The 13987-nt window shown below is 70.5% G+C and carries 13 protein-coding genes and 1 riboswitch; of the genes, 8 read left to right on the forward strand and 5 right to left on the reverse strand.

Features of this window, described 5'->3' with window-relative positions; all coding sequences use genetic code 11:
* Positions 1–7 precede the first annotated feature (7 nt).
* Together ACE1OC_RS22610 and ACE1OC_RS22615 are read right to left on the reverse strand one after the other, a co-directional pair.
* Positions 8–1795 (reverse strand): hypothetical protein, encoded by a 1788-nt coding sequence (locus ACE1OC_RS22610; RefSeq protein ID WP_407838521.1) that lies wholly within the window; start codon positions 1793–1795, stop codon positions 8–10.
* A 99-nt stretch (positions 1796–1894) separates the two neighbouring features.
* A complete protein-coding gene (locus ACE1OC_RS22615) occupies positions 1895–2881 on the reverse strand; it encodes a glucosyl-3-phosphoglycerate synthase (protein WP_407841644.1) in 987 nt (328 codons plus the stop codon).
* A 196-nt stretch (positions 2882–3077) separates the two neighbouring features.
* Positions 3078–3236: riboswitch (SAM riboswitch) on the forward strand.
* Between the two features lie 17 nt (positions 3237–3253).
* Here ACE1OC_RS22615 and thrC point away from each other — a divergent pair.
* The 4 genes from thrC to groL all read left to right on the forward strand — a co-directional run bounded on the left by thrC (position 3254) and on the right by groL (position 7491).
* Positions 3254–4564, forward strand: coding sequence for a threonine synthase (gene thrC, locus ACE1OC_RS22620; protein ID WP_407838522.1), 1311 nt, complete (start codon positions 3254–3256; stop codon positions 4562–4564).
* 35 nt (positions 4565–4599) lie between these two features.
* Positions 4600–4878 carry a ubiquitin-like small modifier protein 1 gene (locus ACE1OC_RS22625; RefSeq protein WP_250744537.1) on the forward strand — a complete coding sequence of 93 codons (279 nt, stop codon included), beginning with the start codon at positions 4600–4602 and terminating at the stop codon, positions 4876–4878.
* Between the two features lie 415 nt (positions 4879–5293).
* A complete protein-coding gene (locus ACE1OC_RS22630) occupies positions 5294–5500 on the forward strand; it encodes a cold-shock protein (RefSeq protein ID WP_008743607.1) in 207 nt (68 codons plus the stop codon).
* 368 nt (positions 5501–5868) lie between these two features.
* Entirely contained in the window at positions 5869–7491 is a 1623-nt protein-coding gene (gene groL, locus ACE1OC_RS22635) for a chaperonin GroEL (RefSeq protein WP_254386656.1), read from the forward strand.
* 162 nt (positions 7492–7653) lie between these two features.
* Here groL and ACE1OC_RS22640 read toward each other — a convergent pair whose 3' ends face one another.
* Complete coding sequence (locus ACE1OC_RS22640; RefSeq protein WP_407838523.1) at positions 7654–8337, reverse strand: hypothetical protein; 684 nt, start codon at positions 8335–8337, stop codon at positions 7654–7656.
* A 149-nt stretch (positions 8338–8486) separates the two neighbouring features.
* Here ACE1OC_RS22640 and ACE1OC_RS22645 point away from each other — a divergent pair, with 149 nt between their 5' ends.
* Together ACE1OC_RS22645 and ACE1OC_RS22650 are read left to right on the forward strand one after the other, a co-directional pair.
* Positions 8487–9113, forward strand: a complete 627-nt coding sequence (locus ACE1OC_RS22645; RefSeq protein ID WP_407838524.1) for a phosphoribosylanthranilate isomerase — start codon at positions 8487–8489, stop codon at positions 9111–9113.
* Positions 9114–9286: 173 nt separating this feature from the next.
* Entirely contained in the window at positions 9287–10747 is a 1461-nt protein-coding gene (locus ACE1OC_RS22650) for an alanine/glycine:cation symporter family protein (protein WP_407838525.1), read from the forward strand.
* A 105-nt stretch (positions 10748–10852) separates the two neighbouring features.
* Here ACE1OC_RS22650 and ACE1OC_RS22655 read toward each other — a convergent pair whose 3' ends face one another.
* Complete coding sequence (locus ACE1OC_RS22655; protein ID WP_407838526.1) at positions 10853–11290, reverse strand: DUF4345 domain-containing protein; 438 nt, start codon at positions 11288–11290, stop codon at positions 10853–10855.
* An 87-nt stretch (positions 11291–11377) separates the two neighbouring features.
* Here ACE1OC_RS22655 and ACE1OC_RS22660 point away from each other — a divergent pair, with 87 nt between their 5' ends.
* Positions 11378–11995, forward strand: coding sequence for a TetR/AcrR family transcriptional regulator (locus ACE1OC_RS22660; protein ID WP_407838527.1), 618 nt, complete (start codon positions 11378–11380; stop codon positions 11993–11995).
* Here the strand turns inward: ACE1OC_RS22660 and ACE1OC_RS22665 are convergent.
* A complete protein-coding gene (locus tag ACE1OC_RS22665) occupies positions 11992–12357 on the reverse strand; it encodes a protease inhibitor I9 family protein (RefSeq protein ID WP_407838528.1) in 366 nt (121 codons plus the stop codon). The two genes, ACE1OC_RS22660 and ACE1OC_RS22665, sit on opposite strands and share 4 nt — an antisense overlap.
* Positions 12358–12791: 434 nt before the next feature.
* On the opposite strand from ACE1OC_RS22665, the gene ACE1OC_RS22670 reads away from it, so the two are divergent.
* Positions 12792–13979, forward strand: coding sequence for a S8 family peptidase (locus ACE1OC_RS22670; RefSeq protein WP_407841645.1), 1188 nt, complete (start codon positions 12792–12794; stop codon positions 13977–13979).
* Positions 13980–13987 lie beyond the last annotated feature (8 nt).

Below are 13987 nucleotides of genomic sequence, written 5' to 3' on the forward strand. Positions count from 1 at the left end.
TCAAACGTCAGCGCCTGCGCGTCCGCCGGACCGAGAGGAAGACCACACCGCCGAGTGCCGTGAGCGTGGCGGCCGCCGTGCCCATCAGCCACAGCTGCCGACCGTCAGAGCCGGTGGTGGCCAGGTTTCCGCCCGGAGATCCCGGAGATCCCGGGGAGCCCGGTGAGTCGTCCCCCGGGTCCACCGGCAGCGGCCGCGGCTGCTGCGTGGTGGTGGACGGCGTGGGTGAGGGGGAGGAGGTGGGTGTCGCCGAGGCGGAGGTCGACGGGGACGGGGAGGCTGAGGCCGAAGTCGACGGTGACGGCGACGGGTCCGGCGGCGTGATCACCGGCGGGGCCGGAGCGCATGCCGGGTCCTTCGAGCCGTCCTCGCAGTTCGTGCGGCCGCTCTCCGCGACCACGTGGTTCGTCAGTTTGCCGTCGCCGGTCAGGGGGTCGTTGACCTTCACCTTGTAGGTGATCGTCGCCGTCTTCCCCTGCGGGACGTCGCCCGTCCAGGACAGCTTCGGCGCCGTGTACGAGGCCGTGCCGAGGTCCGTGGTCACCACCCCGTCGAAGACCGCGTCGTCCAGCAGCTCCGTCAGGTCGTCCGTCAGCTTGGCGTTCGGGTAGTCCAGGCTGCTGATGTTCTTCGCGGTGATCGTGTACGTCACCGTGTCACCGGGCGCGACCGACTTCGCGGGCGAGGCCGTCTTCTTCACCTCCAGGTCCGGCACCGGCACGGCCAGCGCGAACTGCGAGATGACGTACGTGTCCCCGCGCGTGCGGAACGTCAGGTCGGCGGAGGTGGCACCGGCCGGCAGCGCCGCCGCCGGGACGTCGAAGGACTTCGCGTCGATGCTGAGGTTGTTGACGTGGCGCGGTTCCAGCGAGCCGTCGGCCGAGCTGGTGAAGAAGTTGTCGGTCGCCCCGTTCACGGGGTTGGTGATGTTCGCGCCGTTGACCCGGAACTGGTCGCCCTTGGTGTTCCAGTCGCCCTCGTACGCCGTCGCGCTGGCCCGGACCGGGCCGTCGCCGGTGCGGTAGAAGCCCTTGACCTCGACCGTGGTGTCGGGGTCGGCCGAGCGCTGGAGCACGTGGCCGCCGTAGACGTAGACGTTGCGCCGCTCCGGCGCGTGCTCGTTCGGGCCGGGGTACTCGTACACGACCGTCAGGGACCAGCCGGCGACGCAGCCGCGCCCCTGCGGGGCCCAGATGTTGCCGACGGCGACGGTCACCGGGGAGCCGGTGGGCACGTCGGCGAAGGCGGCGGTGACGTCGGACTCGCCCGTGTAGTAGTGCGGGCCGCCCGTCTGCGCCGGGTCCTCGACCATGTCGGAGAGGGTCACCGGGCGGGCGGCGCCCGTGCCGACCTTGACGACCGGGCGGGTGGTCAGCGGCTCCCCGGGGCCGGGGACCGCGTCCTCGCCGGAGACGTCGCAGCGCTTGATGACGTTCGAGCCGAGCTTGTAGGTGCCGTTGTTGCCGCCCCAGAAGAGCCGCGCGTACGCCACCTCCGCGCCCGGGGGCACGGTGAGCCGGGTGCTGCTGGAGGTGCCCGCGGGCGTGGCGAGTCCGGCGGCGTCCACCGGGCGGGCGACGAAGTCGTTGTTGTTCTTCGTGCCCCCGCCCCGCTGGACCTCGGCGCACTCGGCGGCCTCGGCGGGCGGCGCCTGGGGGCATCCCATCACCGTGTTGCCGATCGTGACGAAGTCCCCGTAGAGGGCCTCGTCGTACCGCTTCTCGAAGGGGGAGACCACCTCCGCGACGGCCGGCGCGCTCAGCGAGCCGAACAGCAGCGCCGCGCCCCCGGCCACCGCGAGGGCGGATCCCCATACATGTCTGGCACGTCTGGCATGTCTGAAACGTATAAACCCCATGGGGGGAAATTAGCCCGATAGGGAATGAATCGGGCGTTACGCCACGCGACGGTGCGCGTACTCCTCGATGTCCCGCATCGGCGGCCGCTCCTCGGTGTCCACGGCGTAGGTGTGCGGTACGAAGCCCTCCGGGCCGCGCTCGAACTGCGTCAGCTCGGGGCGTACGAGGTGCCCGCGCGAGAGCCGCACCTGCGCCGTGCGGTAGATCGCGGCGGCCATCCGGCCCAGGGCCTGGCCGTCCTGGTGCCGGTGCAGCCGTACGCCCACGTCCACCTGGGCCAGCGCGTCCAGCCCGGCCGTGTGCAGGGCGTCCACCAGCAGGCCCAGCTCGACCCCGTAGCCGACGGGGAACGGCAGCCGCTCCAGCAGCTCGCGGCGCACGGCGTACTCGCCGCCGAGCGGCTGGACGAAGCCGGCCAGCTGCGGCCAGTGGAGGTTGAGCAGGGGGCGGGCCACCAGCTCCGTGACCCGGCCGCCCTGGCCGTGGGCCTTGGTGGAGGCCGGGCCGGTCGAGTCGCTGAACTCGGTGCCGAGCGGCCGGTCGTACATCGCCTTGACGAACCGCACGTCCGGATCGGTCAGCAGCGGGCCGACGATCCCCGAGACGAAGGTGGCCGAGAAATCGCGCAGGTCGGCGTCGACGAAGCAGACGATGTCACCGGTGGTGGCCAGCAGCGAGCGCCACAGCACCTCGCCCTTGCCGGGCACCGCCGGTATCCGCGGCAGGACCTCGTCGCGGTGCACCACCCGGGCCCCGGCCTTGGCCGCGACCTCCGCGGTGCGGTCCGTGGAGCCCGAGTCGATCACGACGAGCTCGTCGACCAGGGGCACCGGCAGGCCCTCGATCAGATCGCGCCGGATCACCTCGACGATCCGGCCGACCGTCGCCTCCTCGTTCAGCGCCGGCAACACCACGCTCACCGTGGTCCCCGCTGCCCGCTTGGCGGAAACCAGCTGGCCGAGCGGTCGGTCGGCGGCTGACCAGGAGCGGTCTGCCAACCAGCGCTCCACCTCTTCCAGCACCTTCAGCACTCCCTGGTTCTTCACTGGTCGTTCACTGGTTTGGACCGAAATGTGATCCATCTCGCGGTTCGGACGGCTGTCTCAACCACCCGGGCCTTCGGTTACAGTCTTGAACAACGCGATGGTCCACCGCATGCCGGGGGGCCCGCGTACAAACGCACCGGCGCGCCATAGAGCGCGTGTGCCGGTGCCATACCGCTCATCCAGAGGGGCAGAGGGACACGGCCCGTTGAAGCCCCGGCAACCCTCCAGTCGGTTCTCGCGATCGCGCATTCCAGCGCCGCCAGCGAGGTCCCCGGCTAGGGAAGGTGCCAATTCCGTCTCATGGCGAAGTGCGCCATGGGGAAGATGAGGAGAAAGGGCCTCGCCATCATGGCTGCACAGTCTGTCGCAACCTCTGCCGAAACCGTCGAAATCAACGGATCCGGCACCTCTGTCGATCTCGGTCCCGCCACCGGCCTTTCGTGTCGCGAGTGCGGTACCCGCTTCGAGCTCGGCCCGATCTTCGCCTGCGCCGAGTGCTTCGGACCGCTCGAAGTCGCCTACGAGCTGCCCCTGGGCGACCCGGAAGCCCTGCGCGCCGCCATCGAGGCCGGCCCGAACAACATCTGGCGCTACGCGCCGCTGCTGCCCGTCCCGGCGGACGTGGCCTCCAAGCCGAGCCTGAACCCCGGCTTCACCAAGCTCGTGGACGCGGCCAACCTGGCCAAGGAGTTCGGCGTCACCGGCAAGCTGTACGTCAAGGACGACTCCGGCAACCCGACGCACTCCTTCAAGGACCGCGTCGTGGCCATCGCCGTCGAGGCCGCCCGCGCCTTCGGCTTCACCACCCTCTCCTGCTCCTCCACCGGCAACCTGGCCGGCGCCGTCGGCGCCGCGGCCGCCCGCGCCGGCTTCCGCTCCTGCGTGTTCATCCCGCACGACCTGGAGCAGGGCAAGGTCGTCATGGCCGGTGTCTACGGTGGCGACCTGGTCGGCATCGAGGGCAACTACGACGACGTCAACCGCTTCTGCTCCGAGCTCATCGGCGACCCGCTGGGCGAGGGCTGGGGCTTCGTCAACGTCAACCTGCGCCCGTACTACGGCGAGGGTTCCAAGACCCTGGCGTACGAGATCTGCGAGCAGCTCGGCTGGCAGCTGCCCGACCAGATCGTCATCCCGATCGCGTCCGGCTCGCAGCTCACGAAGATCGACAAGGGTCTGCAGGAGCTGATCAAGCTCGGCCTCGTCGAGGACAAGCCGTACAAGATCTTCGGCGCCCAGGCCGAGGGCTGCTCGCCCGTCTCGACCGCCTTCAAGGCCGGTCACGAGGTGGTCCGCCCGCAGAAGCCGAACACCATCGCCAAGTCGCTGGCCATCGGCAACCCGGCGGACGGCCCGTACGTCCTGGACATCGCGCGCCGCACCGGCGGCTTCGTCGAGGACGTCAACGACGAGCAGGTCGTCGAGGCCATCAAGATCCTCGCCCAGACCGAGGGCATCTTCGCCGAGACCGCGGGCGGCGTGACCGTCGGCGTGACGAAGAAGCTCATCGAGGACGGGCACCTCGACCCCACGCTGACCACCGTGATCCTGAACACCGGTGACGGCCTCAAGACCCTGGAGGCGGTGGCCGAAGGTGGTGGCCAGACCGCCACCATCCGCCCCAGCCTGGACGCGTTCCGCGCCGCCAACCTGGCCTGATCTCTCTCCCTGCACACCGGAAAGGCAGTAGCGCCATGAGCGTCAACGTCCGCATCCCCACCATCCTGCGCACCTACACCGGCGGCCAGGCCGAGGTCTCCGCCGAGGGCGCGACCCTCGAAGAGGTCATCCAGTCCCTGGAGGCCAGCCACCCCGGCATCGCCGCGCGCGTCCTGGACGACCAGGGCAAGCTGCGCCGCTTCGTCAACGTCTACGTGAACGACGACGACGTGCGCTTCGAGGGCGGGCTGCAGACGTCCACTCCGGACGGCGCCGGCGTTTCGATCATCCCCGCCGTCGCGGGCGGCTGCTGAGGCGCCTACCGCCTCCGTAGGGCTGCGTAAGACTCCGCAGAAACTGAATTGCCCCCTCCGTTACTAAACGGAGGGGGCAATTCTGCCTGGTTGGGCGCGGTAGAGTTGGGGAAGTCCCCTCCGCTGTTCTTGCCCGCCGCATATGAGCGGGTCGCGTGAGGGTTGACATTGAGTCAACATGCAAGTGCGCTATGGGTCGTTGGCGGCGTTTGTCCGGCCCGAGTTGCCCTGGAATATTCCTGGTTTTCACCCTATTTCAATCTTTTGCCGTGTCCAGAATTCTCGTCGGAATGACCTGTTGCAGACAGCAGCGGTGCGGATACATTCAGCCCCGGTCGAGGCGTTCCGGCGCAAGTTCTGACCCGGGACCGCGAAGTGCGGTCCTGCGCAAGGGCCAGTAATAGGGGAGTTAGGCATGGCTCAGGGCACCGTCAAGTGGTTCAACGCGGAGAAGGGCTACGGCTTCATCGCGGTCGACGGTGGTGCGGATGTGTTCGTCCACTACAGCGCCATCCAGATGGACGGGTACCGCACCCTTGAAGAGGGTCAGCGGGTCGAATTCGAGATCTCGCAGGGCCAGAAGGGTCCGCAGGCGGACATGGTCAAGCTCGCCGCCGGCTAGTCCGACCGCGATCGACCACCGACACGTACGGGGCCGCGCACAGTGGCCGCGCACGACGGCACAACGGCATGTGTACGAGGGGCCCACATCCTGGACACGGGATGCGGGCCCCTCGTGCGTGGCGGCTCCGGCGCCCTTGCGGCGTCTGGGTGTTCATCCCGGGTTGCCCGAAGCCGCTTGCACTCGGGGGGGTCGAGTGCTAATCATTGGCGTTAGCACTCTCCGGGTGAGAGTGCTACTAAACGAGGACCGGGTCGGTGAGGCCCGCAGGGTCCGGTGGGAAGGAACCGCCGGGCACGCAGGCCGTCCGTCGCGGGCGCGGGCGCGGTCCGGGAGCAATCCACCGCTGTCCGGGAGGACCACTTCAGATGGCCAAGATCATTGCGTTCGACGAGGAGGCCCGTCGCGGCCTCGAGCGTGGGATGAACCAGCTCGCCGACGCCGTCAAGGTCACCCTTGGCCCCAAGGGTCGCAACGTCGTCCTTGAGAAGAAGTGGGGCGCCCCCACGATCACCAACGATGGTGTCTCCATCGCCAAGGAGATCGAGCTCGAGGACCCGTACGAGAAGATCGGCGCCGAGCTGGTCAAGGAAGTCGCCAAGAAGACGGACGACGTCGCCGGCGACGGTACGACCACCGCCACCGTTCTCGCCCAGGCGCTCGTCCGCGAGGGCCTGCGCAACGTGGCCGCCGGTGCGAACCCGATGGCCCTCAAGCGCGGCATCGAGAAGGCCGTCGAGGCCGTCTCCGCCGCCCTGCTGGCGCAGGCCAAGGACGTCGAGACCAAGGAGCAGATCGCTTCGACGGCCTCCATCTCCGCCGCCGACACCCAGATCGGCGAGCTCATCGCCGAGGCCATGGACAAGGTCGGCAAGGAAGGCGTCATCACGGTCGAGGAGTCGCAGACCTTCGGCCTGGAGCTCGAGCTCACCGAGGGCATGCGCTTCGACAAGGGCTACATCTCGGCGTACTTCGCCACCGACATGGAGCGCATGGAGTCGTCCCTCGACGACCCGTACATCCTGATCGTCAACTCCAAGATCGGCTCGGTCAAGGACCTGCTGCCGCTCCTGGAGAAGGTCATGCAGTCCGGCAAGCCGCTGCTGATCATCGCCGAGGACGTCGAGGGCGAGGCGCTCTCCACCCTCGTCGTCAACAAGATCCGCGGCACCTTCAAGTCCGTTGCCGTCAAGGCCCCGGGCTTCGGTGACCGTCGCAAGGCCATGCTCGGCGACATCGCCATCCTCACGGGCGGCACGGTCATCTCCGAGGAGGTCGGCCTCAAGCTCGAGAACGCCGGTCTCGACCTGCTCGGCCGCGCCCGCAAGGTCGTCATCACCAAGGACGAGACCACCATCGTCGACGGTGCCGGTGACAGCGACCAGGTCCAGGGTCGCGTCAACCAGATCCGCGCCGAGATCGAGAACTCCGACTCGGACTACGACCGCGAGAAGCTGCAGGAGCGCCTGGCGAAGCTCGCCGGCGGTGTTGCGGTCATCAAGGCCGGCGCCGCGACCGAGGTCGAGCTCAAGGAGCGCAAGCACCGCATCGAGGACGCCGTTCGCAACGCGAAGGCGGCCGTCGAAGAGGGCATCGTCGCCGGTGGCGGCGTGGCCCTGCTGCAGGCCTCCTCGGTCTTCGAGAAGCTCGAGCTCACCGGCGACGAGGCGACCGGCGCCAACGCCGTCAAGCTCGCGCTGGAGGCCCCGCTCAAGCAGATCGCCGTCAACGGTGGTCTCGAGGGTGGCGTCGTCGTGGAGAAGGTCCGCAACCTGCAGATCGGTTGGGGCCTGAACGCCGCGACCGGCGAGTACGTCGACATGATCGCGTCGGGCATCATCGACCCGGCGAAGGTCACCCGCTCTGCCCTGCAGAACGCGGCGTCGATCGCGGCCCTCTTCCTCACCACCGAGGCCGTCATCGCCGACAAGCCCGAGAAGGCCGGCGCCGCTGCCGGCGGCGGCATGCCGGGCGGCGACATGGACTTCTGATCCACCCCCGGGCTCCGGCCCGAAGGTAGATCGGCTGTTCTTCACGTACCGAGGGCGGCACCCCTTCCTGACGGAGGGGGTGCCGCCCTCGGGCGTTTCCGCGGTCCTTGGGGGTCGGCGGCGCTTGGGGTCAGCGCCGGTTGGGTGCGGCGCCGCTCGGGCTCAGCGGTCCTTGCCGAGGGCGCCGAGCGCTCCCAGCAGGGCCGCGAACCCGACCGCGACGAGGACCGCGGAGCGCAGCCCCCAGGCGTGGAGGTCCGTGGCCCGCTCCGACTGCACCCGGCCCCGCGGGTCGTAGACCAGCCGCAGCTCCTCCCCGGCCTTCGCGATCTCCCGCTCCCTGGTCAGCAGGGCGGGACCGCCCGGCGGGCAGTCGAGCCGGTGGTCGTACACGGTGGTGCGGGTCACGCTCTGGCCCTCGGGTTGGAAGGCGGAATCCGTCTCGACCCGGGAGGTCACCTCCCTGACCACGCACACGACCTCGACTCCCCGCTCCCGCAGCACCAGGTCGTCCACGCCCATCAGGGCGATGAACACGCCGACGGCCGCGGGGACCCCGGCCAGGACGGCGAGGGCCGAGCCCCGGCGCTCGGCCAGGGTGTAGGTGTGCAGGGCGAGGCCGGACAGGGGTACGAAGAGCCCGAAGAGGGCGACCCACGCGTCCCCCAGCCATCCGTCGCCCAGCCACCCGGTCGCTCCGGCCCAGCCGACCGCGAGTGCCACCCCGGCGGCGAGCGCGGGCGCCACCGCCGCGGCGACGACCCACCCCAGGGACCGCCACCACCCGTCCCGCGACGGCCTCTCCGCGTCACCCGTACCCGTATCCGTGCCCGTGCCCGTCCCCATCCCCATCCCCATCCCCCCTCGTTCCCGTCCCCTGCTTCCGGTACGTACACGCAGGGGAGTGCCCGGATGGTTGAGCAGGTTGGGCACGCGCTCGCCCGCGATGCGGGACTGTCCTCCGGAGCCCGCGCCCGAACTGATTGACTGCCGCCATGAGTGACGTGAGCGACGTGTTCATCAAGATCTGCGGGCTGCGGACCGCCCACGACGTCGAGGTGGCCGTGGCCGCCGGAGCCGATGCCGTCGGCTTCGTCTTCGCGCCCGGGAGCCCGCGTACGGTCGATGCCGCCACGGCGCGGGCGCTGGCCTCGGGGGTGCCGGACGGGGTGCTGACCGTGGGGGTGTTCCGGGGGCAGTCCGTCGCCGAGGTGCGGCGGTTCGCGGAGGAGAGCGGCGTACGGGGCGTGCAGCTGCACGGCGAGGAGGGCCCGGAGGACTTCGCGGCGCTGCGCGCCGAGGGGCGCACCCTGCTGCGGGCGACGGCGCAGCACGTGGAGCGCTGCGGGGAGTACGGGGAGGATCTGCTGCTCCTCGACGCCCCGGATCCCGGCTCCGGCAAGCCGTGGAACTGGGGCTCGCCGGAGTTCACCGCGCCCGCGGGCCGCTGGCTCCTGGCGGGTGGGCTGACGCCGGCCAACGTCGGGGAGGCCCTCGCGGTCACCGGGGCGTGGGGCGTGGACGTGTCCAGCGGCGTGGAGAGCGAGCGCGGGATCAAGTCCCCGGACCTCATCCGTGCCTTCATCGCGGCCGCCCGCAACGCGGGACTCCGCCGGGGCTGAGAGCCGCGGGAGCGGGGGGTGCGGCAGGGGCTGTGGGGAGGGGCCGGTTGCCGAGCCGGTTGCTCCGAGGGGTGAGGAGGGGGCGAAGGGCGGGCAGTGCGGGTCTTCCGTCCCTCCGGCGACGGACGTAGGTCCCTGTCCGTGGGCCTTCCGCCCCGGGGAGACTTCGCATCATGGACACTCTGGATTCGGTGATCGTCAACGTCAACGATCACCTCTGGACCTACCTGCTGATTCCGCTGGTGGTCGGTGCGGGCCTGTACTTCACGGTCCGCTCCCGGGGTGTGCAGCTGCGCCTGCTTCCCGAGATGTTCCGGGTGCTGAAGGAGAAGACCCCGCCGCGCGCCGACGGCCGCAAGCAGGTCTCGTCCTTCGGCGCCTTCACGATCTCGGCCGCCGCGCGCGTCGGTACCGGCAACATCGCCGGTGTCGCGGCCGCCATCACCCTGGGCGGCGCGGGCGCCGTCTTCTGGATGTGGATGATGGCGCTGATCGGCGCGGCCTCCGCCTTCGTGGAATCGGCCCTCGCCCAGCTCTACAAGGTGCGCAATGCCGACGGCGCCTACCGGGGCGGCCCCGCGTACTACATGCAGCGGGCGCTCGGTAAACGCTGGCTCGGGGTGCTCTTCGCCGTGACGATCACCGTCACTTTCGGCTTCGTCTTCAACGCCGTACAGGCCAACACCATCACCGCCGTGGCTTCGGGTTCCCTCGCCGACGCGGACGGGTCGAACTGGTTCGGCCCCTCCCTCGGCGTGCTGCTGGCCGCCCTGCTGGGCCTGGCCGTCTTCGGCGGGGTCAAGCGGATCTCGTCCGTCACCACGGTCCTGGTCCCGGTCATGGCGATCGTCTACCTGCTGCTCGGCGCGGCGGTGGTCCTCCTCAACATCACCGAGTTCCCCCGGGTCATCGCGGACATCGTCGGCGGGGCCTTCGGCTTCCGCGAGCTGGCGGCCGGCGGCATCGGCGCGGCGATCCAGCAGGGCATCCGGCGCGGCATGTTCTCCAACGAGGCGGGCCTCGGCTCCGCCCCGAACGCGGGCGCCGCCGCCGAGGTCTCGCACCCGGTCAAGCAGGGCCTCGTACAGTCCCTCGGCGTCTTCTTCGACACCCTCCTCGTCTGCACGATGACGGCCTTCATCGTCCTCGTCTCCAACCCGGAGCTGTCGGGCCGCCAGGGCGCGGACCTGACGCAGACCGCGCTCAGCGACACGCTGGGAGGGTGGGCCGGCCACCTCCTGACCGGGGTGGTCTTCATGCTCGCCTTCAGCAGCATGATCGGGAACTACTACTACGGCGAGACCAACATCCAGTTCATCACCCGCAAGCGGTGGGTCCTGCCCGGGTACCGGGTGCTGGTCCTGTCGGCGGTCGTCCTGGGCTCGCTGGGCTCGGTGTCGGTCGTCTGGAACCTGGCGGACGTGTTCATGGGCCTCATGGCCCTGATCAACCTCGCCGCGATCATCCCGCTGTCGGCCATCGCCTTCCGCCTCCTGGACGACTACCTCGCCCAGCGCCGGGCGGGCCTGGAGCCGGTCTTCACCCGCGACCGCATGCCGGACCTGAAGGGCGTCCAGTGCTGGGACCCGATCCGCACGACGGTCCCGTCGGCACAGGCCCCGGAACGGGTGTAGCGGGGGCTTCCGCCACCCTGGTCGATGACGTGGACCCCGAGGTTTCCGACCCGGTGGACGCCGCCGAGGCGCTGCTCGTCGTGGAGGCCGGCCACGCAGCGCGGGTCAGGCGGGATCCGGAAGGGACTGCTCTGCGGCCGACCGGCTCACGGGTCGCCGCTCCCGGGACGCCCGCTCGTCGGCATCCGCCAGCCAGAACCAGACCGGCGGGAAGACCAGCTCGATCACGGTCAGCGCCACCTGGAACGGATGCGGCCACCCGTGCACCGCCAGGGACAACAGCCGCCCCAAGCCGCCCAGCAGGAACACCGCCGCGAGCAGGCGCACCGGCTTCGCCGGGACGGGGTCTTGCCTGGCGGCCCACAGCCAGGCAAGCCCGTACCCGGCGAAGATCGCGCCGAAGAACCGGCCCAGGCTGTCCAGAGTGGGTCCGGCGTCGGCCTCGCCCGGAATCGCGGCATTGCCGCCCAGGACGTGGAACAGCCCGATCGCCGTGCAGGCGAGGCCCATCACCCATGCGGACACCCGGAGTGCCTTGGCCATGGCTCCATCCCCCTTAGTTGACGTGCGTCTACTTAGCTCGAGGGTAGCCCTCCTTAGTAGACGCATGTCAAGTAGTAATGTGGGTTCATGCCGCCCCGCCGACGCCTGACCCCTGCCGACCGCCGCGCCCAACTGCTCGCCGTCGGCACCCGGCTCTTCTCCGCCGAGCCCTACGACGACGTGCTGATGGAGGACGTCGCCCAGCAGGCCGGTGTGTCCCGCGCCCTGCTCTACCAGCACTTCCCGAGCAAGCACGCCCTCTTCGCGGCGGTCTACCAGCAGGCGAGCGACCGGTTGCTGGAGGTGACCACGTTCGACCCCCGGGCCACGCTCGTCGAGCAGCTCACCCAAGGCCTGGATGCCCACCTCGACTACTTCATCCCCAACCGTCACGCCGTCCTGGCCGCGAACCGGGTGCTGGCGGGCGACCCCGTCATCCAGACGATCATGACCAACGAACTCGACGCCCTGCGCTCACGCCTGCTCGGCGTGCTCCCGCTCGCCGACGAGCGCACGCACGCCGCCGTCTCCGCCGCACTGAAGGCCTGGCTCGTGTTCGTCCAGGTGCTGTGCGTGGACTGGCTCACGCACGAGACCTGCACCCGCACCGAGCTGCGGGACACCTGCATCGGCGCGGCGGTCGGCGCCCTGCGCCCCCTGCTCTCGGAGGACCCCGCCCCGAACTGGCCGCCGGCCCTGCCCTAGACGGCCGGGCCCGAGACGGCGACCGGGCCGTCCGGTTCGACCGAGGTCACGACCGCCGTCGAGCGCAGGGACTCGACCTGGTCGGGGGAGAGGCGGGCGCTGAAGCCGTTCAGGGCGTGGCGGTAGACGTGGACCGGGGTGATCCCGTAGGCGTCCGCGACGGCTGCCGGGTCCAGGCCGCGGTGCACGGTGACGATGTACGTCGGCCACTCGGCCGGGGCCGTACGGGACGCGGGGGAAGGGGAGGCCGCGGGTCCGGTGGTGGGGGAGAGCGGGGCGGCGTGCGCGGGCAGGGTGGCCGAGGCGGCCAGGGCGAGGGCGGCGAGGGTCGTCGGCAGGGTCCAGTTCGTACGAGTACGCATGTCGCGAGGCCACCACGGAGGGGCGGTCCGGTCAACGACCCCGCGCGGCGCGGCGGTGGCGGGCGGTGGTGAACCGCGGGAGCCGCGCGTGCGCCCCTCCCCGGATGCGCGCGCGGTGCCTTCCGTACGGGTGAACCTGCCGGCCCGCGCCGCACCGGCGCGAGGTCGGGCGCGCGGGCCGGGAGGGTCGCGAGAACAGCGGACCGAATCCTTTCTTCAGCCGGTACGGGCATCAGCCCGCGGCGGGCTGCGCAGGCCCCGCGGCGCGGCCGTACGGCCGGTGCGGTCCGGTCAAGGGCCGTGGCCGGCCCGCCGATGAAGGGGAGGGTCGCACTCCGGGACGGGTTCCGCATCGGTGTTCCCACCGAGGTTCCCGTCGAACGGAGGCGGCTTCGCATGCCGCCCTCCACCCTTCGGGAGTTCCCTCGATGTCCATGCGCCTGCTCGCCCGCGCCGCCACCGCCGCCCTGCTCGCCGTCACCCCGGTGGCAGTCGGTTCCGCGTCCGCCGACGTCGCGCCCGAGCCCACGCCGGTGCCGCTGACCATCTCCGCCAACGCCATCCCCGGCCAGTACATCGTGACGCTGGAGCCGGGCTATGACCCGGCCAAGGTGGCGGAGCGGCTGGGCCTCAAGCCGAAGTTCCTCTACACCAAGGCCATGAATGGGTTCTCCGTCCCCATGACCAAGCTCCAGCTGGAGATCGCCCGCGTCAGCCTGGGCGTGAAGTCGGTGGCAGCGGACGCCAAGGTCTCGGCCCCGTCGAGCGTGCCGGCGACGGCCGCCGCCCTGCGCGGGCCGTCCGCCTCCTGGGGCCTGGACCGGATCGACCAGAAGGAGCTGCCGCTCGACAACACCTTCACCACCCAGGGCAACGGCGCCGGGGTGACCGCGTACGTCCTGGACACGGGCATCGACTTCGCGCACGAGGAGTTCGGCGGACGGGCCACCTTCGGATTCGACGCGATCGGCGACGGCCGCAACGGCCAGGACTGCAACGGCCACGGCACGCACGTCGCGGGCACGATCGCCGGCAAGACGTACGGAGTGGCGCGCAAGGCGAACGTGGTCAGCGTCCGGGTCCTCAACTGCGAGGGCGAGGGCGACTTCTCGGGGCTCGTCGCGGGCCTGGACTGGGTGGCCAAGAACGCCAAGCAGCCCGCGGTCCTCAACGGCTCCCTGGGCGGGGACAAGTCCGAGGTCCTGAACGAGGCGGCGGAGGCCGTGACGGCGGCGGGCGTCCTGCCGGTCATCGCGGCGGGCAACTCCTCGAAGGACGCGTGCTTCGTCTCGCCCGCGTCGGCCGGCAAGGTCGTGACGGTTGCGGCCAGCAACCGGTACGACGAGGAGACCAGCTTCTCCAACTTCGGTTCGTGCGTGACCCTGTACGCACCCGGCGAGGAGATCGTCTCCGCGAAGCTGGGCGGCGGCAGCATCGCCGAGAACGGCACGTCCATGGCCGCGCCGCACGTCACCGGCGTGGCCGTCCTCTACAAGCAGGCGAATCCGGCCGCGACTCCGGAGAGCATTGCCGAGTACCTGGAGAGCGAATCCACGAAGGACGTCCTGACGAACATCAGCAAGAGCAGCCCGAACGCGCTGCTGTTCACCAACGGCCTCTGACCCCGCGC

This window comes from Streptomyces stoeckheimensis, from assembly GCF_045822005.1.
GTDB classification, from domain to species: domain Bacteria; phylum Actinomycetota; class Actinomycetes; order Streptomycetales; family Streptomycetaceae; genus Streptomyces; species Streptomyces stoeckheimensis.

Coding starts and splice junctions, on each gene's coding strand:
- ACE1OC_RS22645 (WP_407838524.1), top strand. CDS start 8,487: ATGAGTGACGTGAGCGACGTGTTCATCAAGATCTGCGGGCTGCGGACC.
- ACE1OC_RS22630 (WP_008743607.1), top strand. CDS start 5,294: ATGGCTCAGGGCACCGTCAAGTGGTTCAACGCGGAGAAGGGCTACGGC.
- ACE1OC_RS22655 (WP_407838526.1), bottom strand. CDS start 11,290: ATGGCCAAGGCACTCCGGGTGTCCGCATGGGTGATGGGCCTCGCCTGC.
- ACE1OC_RS22665 (WP_407838528.1), bottom strand. CDS start 12,357: ATGCGTACTCGTACGAACTGGACCCTGCCGACGACCCTCGCCGCCCTC.
- ACE1OC_RS22625 (WP_250744537.1), top strand. CDS start 4,600: ATGAGCGTCAACGTCCGCATCCCCACCATCCTGCGCACCTACACCGGC.
- ACE1OC_RS22660 (WP_407838527.1), top strand. CDS start 11,378: ATGCCGCCCCGCCGACGCCTGACCCCTGCCGACCGCCGCGCCCAACTG.
- ACE1OC_RS22640 (WP_407838523.1), bottom strand. CDS start 8,337: ATGGGGACGGGCACGGGCACGGATACGGGTACGGGTGACGCGGAGAGG.
- thrC (WP_407838522.1), top strand. CDS start 3,254: ATGGCTGCACAGTCTGTCGCAACCTCTGCCGAAACCGTCGAAATCAAC.
- groL (WP_254386656.1), top strand. CDS start 5,869: ATGGCCAAGATCATTGCGTTCGACGAGGAGGCCCGTCGCGGCCTCGAG.
- ACE1OC_RS22650 (WP_407838525.1), top strand. CDS start 9,287: ATGGACACTCTGGATTCGGTGATCGTCAACGTCAACGATCACCTCTGG.
- ACE1OC_RS22670 (WP_407841645.1), top strand. CDS start 12,792: ATGCGCCTGCTCGCCCGCGCCGCCACCGCCGCCCTGCTCGCCGTCACC.